This is a genomic window from Novosphingobium sp., from assembly GCF_032093395.1.
Lineage (GTDB): Bacteria > Pseudomonadota > Alphaproteobacteria > Sphingomonadales > Sphingomonadaceae > Novosphingobium.
Genome location: NZ_DAMDBA010000146.1, coordinates 370 through 4,439, shown reverse-complemented (window position 1 = coordinate 4,439; position 4,070 = coordinate 370). Strand labels below are relative to the sequence as shown.

General features: G+C 66.0%; 4 protein-coding genes and 1 pseudogene. All 5 read right to left on the bottom strand.

Annotated features, from left to right (window positions below; translation table 11 throughout):
* Positions 1-249: pseudogene (locus RT424_RS23965) on the bottom strand (glycoside hydrolase family 1 protein); the annotation flags it as partial.
* A 12-nt stretch (positions 250-261) separates the two neighbouring features.
* Positions 262-1,113, bottom strand: a complete 852-nt coding sequence (locus RT424_RS23960) for an alpha/beta hydrolase (RefSeq protein WP_313443345.1) — start codon at positions 1,111-1,113, stop codon at positions 262-264.
* Positions 1,110-1,565: a hypothetical protein gene (locus RT424_RS23955; RefSeq protein ID WP_313443342.1), complete on the bottom strand. Its 456-nt coding sequence runs from the start codon at positions 1,563-1,565 to the stop codon at positions 1,110-1,112. Before RT424_RS23955 ends, RT424_RS23960 begins: the two co-directional genes overlap by 4 nt.
* Positions 1,562-2,554, bottom strand: coding sequence for an MBL fold metallo-hydrolase (locus tag RT424_RS23950; protein WP_313443340.1), 993 nt, complete (start codon positions 2,552-2,554; stop codon positions 1,562-1,564). The genes RT424_RS23955 and RT424_RS23950 overlap by 4 nt, the downstream gene beginning before the upstream one ends.
* Positions 2,555-2,634: 80 nt before the next feature.
* On the bottom strand, positions 2,635-4,070 hold a 1,436-nt coding region (locus RT424_RS23945), incomplete at its 5' end, for a TonB-dependent receptor (RefSeq protein WP_313443338.1).

Here is a 4,070-nt window from a genome sequence, read left to right as displayed (position 1 = left end):
CAGGCTGTTGACCGCATCGCCCGAAGGCTCCGCGAAGATCGTCGGCTGCTGGTTTTCCACGAACCAGAGGTCGGAGGCGACGTTGTTGCCCTCGATCTGGTGCGGCGCGGTGGCCGCGCCCCAAAGGAAGCCTTTCGGAAAGCTCGGCGCAGGCCGCTTCGTCGCGGCGCGTGCCATGACGGGGGCCGCGGCGGCCAGAACACCGGCGGCAAGCAGGCTGCGGCGGTCGAGATTGGCAATTCTGGTCATCGGTAAAGCCCCTCAGGAATGATCGGCGAAGAAGGAAAGAAGTTCTGCGGACAGGCGCCGGTCCGAAGTGCCCAGGTGCAGGGCCATGGAATAGTGGTCGTGCCCCGAGGCGTAGTGCGCGCGCGGAAGGTGGCCATGGCGGCCGAGCCGGGCTTGCAGCAGGCTTGCCCACTCCGCCTGGAAGCGCGGCGGGTCGAACTCCGCACAGGCGACCAGCAGCGGCAGCCCCGTCGCCATGACGGCGCCCAGCGGCATGCGCAGGTCGTAGCAGTCCTGCGGGCCGTAATAGAGCATGTCCCGCTCATCCAGCGGCGTGAAGCCATAGAGCCCGGAGAGCAGCGCGGCCCCGCGAACCAGCCCGGCATGATCCTCGCGAGCCTTGAGGAAGGCCGAGACGTGGACCGCGCCCGCCGAAGTGCCCAGCAGGAAGATCCGCTCCGGATCGCCGCCATGCTGCGCCACGTTCGCACGCAGCCATTCGACGGCAAGGCCCACGTCCTCCGCACCCGAAGGCCACATATGCGCGGGGGCAAGGCGGTAGTTCATCACGGCGCCGACCATGCCGTTCGCGGCCGCCCAGCGCCCGACATGGGCATTGGCCCAGCCACTCTCGCCGCCTTTGTCGCCGACGAGAAATCCCCCGCCGTGGACGAAGAGGACGACCGGACGCCCTTCCCCCTCCCCATAGAGATCGAGGCGGTTGCGCGGATCGGGGCCATAACTGCAATCGACCGCGATCGGCGCGACCCGGTCGGCAAATGCCTGCTGCTCGGCATCGAACAGGGATCGGCAGGCGGCGACGATATCGGGGCCGAGCCTTGTGCCCATCGCGGCGATGGCGCGTACCGTTTCAGGTGCGGTCATGCCATTTCCCTCCTTTGATGCGCGAACAGGCGCGTAAGCGCGAACGTGGTGCCGCCCACGCCCAATCCCGTTCCATAAACCAGCTTCACGATCAGCGCGACGAACCAGTCGATCTCACGCCACGGCCCAAGCAGGCAGAATGCGGCCAATGCGGCGGCGCTTGCCAGCCCTGCCAGCACCACGGCAAGAACCGTGCGCGCGACGAAGATACGGCCTGTCCGCCCCCCTGCCTTGCGCAGGCTTGCCGAGACGACCAGCAGCGGAACAAGCGAGGACATCAGCGCGATCGCCGCGGCCTGCGGTAGGAAATCCAGCGCGAAGTTGTCGGGCGCGGCGAAGTGCAACGGGCGGTTGGCCAGACCGAAGACGCCGAAGAAGAACCCTGCGCTCAGGACCAGGTTGATGACGCCGCTGGTGATCTGTTCACGTCGCAGCCGGGCAGCAATATTCATGGCTTGCACCACACGTCGAAGCTCTGGAGATCGCGCGCAAGATCGACCGGCCCGCCATAGCGCGTGGCGATCCCCGCACGAATGGACGGCTCATAATGCGGCAAGGGGCCGGGCGGGACGGCGAAGTGCGTCAACACCACGCGCGCCACACCGGCCTGTGCCGCGATCTCGCCGATGGCTTCGGGCTTCAGGTGATGGGTCGAGAGGTGCCGCTCCATGCCGGAGAGCATCTCGGGCGAAGCGTCCTTGCGACGCAGGCGGATCTCCGCCAGCAGCGCGTCGAGGGCGATGATCTCGGTGACGAACATGTCGCTGCCCCTGGCCAGCGCGGTCACGGCGGTGCTGGGGCCGGTATCGCCGGTATAAGTCACGCTTCGGCTACCCAGTGCGAAGCGGTAGCTGAGGGACGTGTTGTTCGGATCGGATTTGCCGTCGTGGTCGAAGTGGCTGTTGGCGGCGACCTTGACGCTCGCCCCCTGCCCGAGATCCAGCGATTGCCCGCCCGCAAGTTCGATGACGCGTACCGAATCCGCAGGGCGCGGCGGCGGGGTACCCAGGCCGAAGCCGATGCTTCCCGGCGTCGCCAGCGAAGCGACGACTCCTTCCACCACCGCCCGCGTGCCCACCGGGCCGTAGACGGTCAGGACGCCGGGAAACTGGTTCATCCAGCGCAATCCGATCACGGCGGCGAGCCCGCCGGTATGGTCGAGATGGTTGTGGCTGACGAACACCGTGTCGATCGCACCCAGGTCCAGGCCGATCCGAGCGAGTTGGACGACAGTACCGTCGCCCGTATCGACGAGTATCCGGCGCTCCCCGATCGTCAGGAGGTTGGCCGGTTCCGATCGCTCTGCCGTGGGCACCGGGCCGCCTGCCGTGCCCAGCGTCGTCCAGCGCAGCGCCGGGCAGTTTGGGGCGGCGATGGCGGAATGGGAGGATATCGCCATGGCCGAAAGTGCCAGCGCCGCGATTGCGCGTGTAACCTGCATCGTCACCCCTGCTTCAATGCCTCTGACGGGCGGTTGAAGAATGCGGCCGGAACCTTGTTTACGGCTCCGGCCGGATCCGATCAGAACTTCGTTTCGGCCTGGATGCCGAAGGTGCGGCGGCCTTCGCGCGTCAGCCAGTTCACATAGGCTCCGGAGTCCGCGAAGGGCAGGTGGATGACCGAGGCGTGGAAGCGCTGATCGAGCAGGTTGCGCACGAAGCCGCCGATCCGCCAGTTGCCGTCGGGATGGCCGATACCCATGCTGAGACCGATCGTGCCGTAGCCGTCCTGATAGGCATAGGCATTGGCGACGGCATACTGCACCCGGCTGCGGTAGTAGATATTGGCCGAGGTATCGAACTGGAGATTGTCGTTGATCGGCAGCTTCACGTCCGCGCCCAGCGTGGCGCTATACTTGGGCGCGCCCGACAGCGGCTCGCCCTTGGCCTGAACCAGGCTGGTGACGCCGTCGGCCGCCAGGAAGCAGGAATATCCGGTCTTCACGTCCTCGGGGCAGGCGGTGACGTAGTCGGTGAACTTGGTGTCCGAATAGGTAAACCCGCCACTGAACGAGAGCACGGGGCTCACCCGCCAGGAGGCGTCGATCTCGAAGCCCTTCGCCGTGAAGCCGCCGGCGTTCTCGGTGACGAATTCCACGCCGTTGAACACTGAAGTCTGGAGGTTCTTGTACTTGTCGTAGAAGAGGTTGGCGTTGAAGGTCACGGCCTTGTCGAAGAGCTGCGACTTGATGCCCACGGTAATGTCGCGGACGGTCTGCGGCTTCACGTTGGTGCGGGTGCCGGTGAGGCCGGTGAAGGTCACCGTCGGGCCCAGGTAACCGCGCGCGATGGTGCCGAACAGCATGACGTCGGGCGTGATCTTGAACTCGGCGCCGCCACGGCCCGACCATGAACCCTTCTTGGTGCTGCCGGTCTGGAGCGCCGTGGGGGTGTAAGGCGTGACGAAGCCGGAGCCATCGGCGGCAGGCGTGGCCGGCGCGAAGTTGGGATCGATGATCGAGAAATACGATGCCTTCACCCAGTCGTACTGATAGCGCAGGCCGCCGATCAGGCTGAACTGGTCGGAGACGTGGAACTTGCCGTCGAAGAAGCCGGCCAGCGAGTCCGAACGGGTTTGCGTGTTGCCCTGCCCGCCCGAGATGTTGACGATGAAGCTCTGGAACGGATTGGCCGGGCGGAGCTGGGCGCGGTTGAAGTCGTTGTCATCACCCACCTTGCGGCGTGAGGCATAGACGCCCGAGGTGAATTCGAGCTGGCTGCCGCTGGGCGAACTGACGCGCAGTTCCTGCGAGAGGAACGACTGGTCCGTGCCGGTCTGCTGGGCGGTGAATACCGGGACACTGGAGCCATCGATGGCAAAGCGCTGCGGGCCTTCGTCGAGGCGGCGGTATGCCGTGATCGAGGTCAGGTTATAGTCGCCCAGCGCGTAGTTGATCTCCAGCGAGGCGCCGTAGTTCTGCTCGGAACTGTAGCCGGCATAGTCCTCCACCGATTTGG

What these genes read in the sequence shown, in the direction of transcription:
- RT424_RS23960 (WP_313443345.1), bottom strand. Translation starts at nt 1,113, where the DNA reads ATGACCGCACCTGAAACGGTACGCGCCATCGCCGCGATGGGCACAAGG.
- RT424_RS23955 (WP_313443342.1), bottom strand. Translation starts at nt 1,565, where the DNA reads ATGAATATTGCTGCCCGGCTGCGACGTGAACAGATCACCAGCGGCGTC.
- RT424_RS23950 (WP_313443340.1), bottom strand. Translation starts at nt 2,554, where the DNA reads ATGCAGGTTACACGCGCAATCGCGGCGCTGGCACTTTCGGCCATGGCG.